This is a genomic window from Priestia sp. BR_2 (genome assembly GCF_041954005.1).
In the GTDB taxonomy this organism is placed as follows: domain Bacteria; phylum Bacillota; class Bacilli; order Paenibacillales; family Paenibacillaceae; genus Paenibacillus_AQ; species Paenibacillus_AQ lautus_A.
The window spans coordinates 1-1,987 of record NZ_JAVFHM010000254.1; the positions used below are offsets into that span (position 1 = coordinate 1).

Annotated in this window: 4 protein-coding genes; all 4 read left to right on the forward strand. The window is 47.0% G+C overall.

The window, feature by feature from the left end:
* The first annotated feature begins 37 nt into the window (after positions 1-37).
* Genes rpsJ through rplW form a run of 4 tightly spaced genes read left to right on the forward strand, consistent with a single transcriptional unit; the run spans position 38 to position 1,954 of the window.
* On the forward strand, positions 38-346 hold the full coding sequence (gene rpsJ / locus RB298_RS20400; RefSeq protein ID WP_009589214.1) for a 30S ribosomal protein S10: 309 nt from the start codon (positions 38-40) through the stop codon (positions 344-346).
* A 41-nt stretch (positions 347-387) separates the two neighbouring features.
* Positions 388-1,011 (forward strand): 50S ribosomal protein L3, encoded by a 624-nt coding sequence (gene rplC, locus RB298_RS20405; protein ID WP_009589211.1) that lies wholly within the window; start codon positions 388-390, stop codon positions 1,009-1,011.
* A 26-nt stretch (positions 1,012-1,037) separates the two neighbouring features.
* Positions 1,038-1,661 (forward strand): 50S ribosomal protein L4, encoded by a 624-nt coding sequence (rplD, locus tag RB298_RS20410; RefSeq protein WP_009589231.1) that lies wholly within the window; start codon positions 1,038-1,040, stop codon positions 1,659-1,661.
* Positions 1,661-1,954 carry a 50S ribosomal protein L23 gene (rplW, locus tag RB298_RS20415; protein WP_006212919.1) on the forward strand — a complete coding sequence of 98 codons (294 nt, stop codon included), beginning with the start codon at positions 1,661-1,663 and terminating at the stop codon, positions 1,952-1,954. The genes rplD and rplW overlap by 1 nt, the downstream gene beginning before the upstream one ends.
* Positions 1,955-1,987: the final 33 nt, after the last annotated feature.

Here is a 1,987-nt window from a genome sequence, read left to right on the forward strand (position 1 = left end):
TCCGATACCAAATTGGGCGATAGAAGGAGGGAATAAAATGGCAAAGCAAAAAATTCGTATTCGCTTGAAAGCATACGACCACAGAGTTCTTGATCAATCCGCTGAGAAAATTGTTGAGACAGCAAAACGTTCGGGTGCTGGTGTATCCGGTCCGATCCCGCTTCCAACTGAGAAACAAGTAATTACCATTCTCCGTGCGGTGCACAAGTATAAGGATTCTCGGGAACAGTTCGAAATGCGTACACATAAACGCTTGATCGACATCGTGAACCCGACTCCACAAACTGTGGATGCCTTGATGCGCTTGGACCTGCCGTCCGGTGTAGATATCGAAATCAAACTGTAAGCATTGCATAACGAATTAGAGAAGAGAAAAGAGGTGTCAACATGAAAGGTATCTTAGGTAGAAAGCTCGGAATGACTCAAGTATTTACCCCTGAGGGTGTTGTAATTCCTGTAACGGTTATCGAAGCAGGTCCTTGTGTTGTTCTACAAAAGAAAGATCTGGAAAACGACGGATACGAAGCGATCCAAGTTGGTTTCTCCGATAAGAAAGAGAACAGATCTAACAAACCAGAAGCAGGCCATGCGAAAAAAGCAAACACTGCGCCTAAGCGCTACGTTCGCGAAATTCGCGGTGTTGACCTCGCGAGTGTCGAGGTCGGACAAGAGCTGAAGGCTGATGTCTTCGCAGAAGGCGAATTTGTTGACGTAACGGGTATTTCCAAAGGTAAAGGATTCCAAGGCGTAATCAAGCGTTGGGGCCAAAGCCGCGGACCAATGTCTCACGGTTCCCGTTATCACCGTAGACCAGGTTCCATGGGTTCGATCCAGGCAAACCGTGTTCCTAAAGGAAAGCGTCTGCCAGGTCACATGGGCAATGAGACGGTTACGATCCAAAAGCTCGAAGTTGTTAAAGTCGACGCAGAGCGTAACGTAATCCTTGTTAAAGGCTCCATTCCAGGACCTAAAAAAGGTTTCGTTCAAATCAAAGAAACGGTGAAGAAATAATCGCCTAAAGAAAGGAGGAACAAACAATGCCTAAAGTAGCACTTTATAATGTCAGCGGTAGCCAGGTTGGCGAAGTAGAATTGAATGAAGCTGTATTCGGCATCGAGCCGAACGCTCACGTACTGCACAGCGCGGTATTGCTGCAGCGCGCTTCCCTTCGTCGTGGTACCCACAAAGTAAAAGGACGTTCTGAAGTACGCGGCGGCGGACGTAAGCCTTGGAAACAAAAAGGTACCGGCCGTGCTCGTCAAGGTTCGATCCGTTCTCCACAATGGAAAGGCGGCGGCGTGGTATTTGGACCGACTCCGCGCAGCTACACGTTTAAACTTCCTAAGAAAGTTCGTCGTTTGGCTATCAAATCCGCTTTGTCTTCCAAAGTGATTGACAACGCAATTATCGTATTGGATCAACTGACGCTGAACACGCCGAAAACGAAAGAGTTTGCTAACATCCTTAGCAACCTGAAAGTAGGCCGTAAAGCTCTGATCGTTGCTCCAAGCTATGATGATAATGTAGCCCTTTCCGCACGCAATATTCCTGGTGTGAAATTCGTAGCGGCTGACGGCATTAATGTTCTTGACGTACTGTCGTACGATCAACTGATCATTACGAAGGAAGCAGTTCAGAAGGTAGAGGAGGTGCTCGCGTAATGAAAGACCCACGCGATATAATCAAGCGCCCGGTGATCACGGAACGTACGGCTGACTACATGGCAGAGCTGAAATATGCTTTTGAAGTGGATATCCGTGCTAACAAGACCGAGATCAAGCAAGCTGTCGAATCTATTTTTAAAGTTAAAGTATCGAACGTGAATACGATGCGTGTTCCTGCTAAGCCAAAGCGTTACGGCCGTTATTCCGGTTACACAACCGAATGGAAAAAGGCAATCGTGACTTTGGCACCAGACAGCAAACCGCTCGAGTTCTTTGAATCGGTTGAATAAGAATTTCTTAAGTAAGGAGGGAAAATTCAGTGC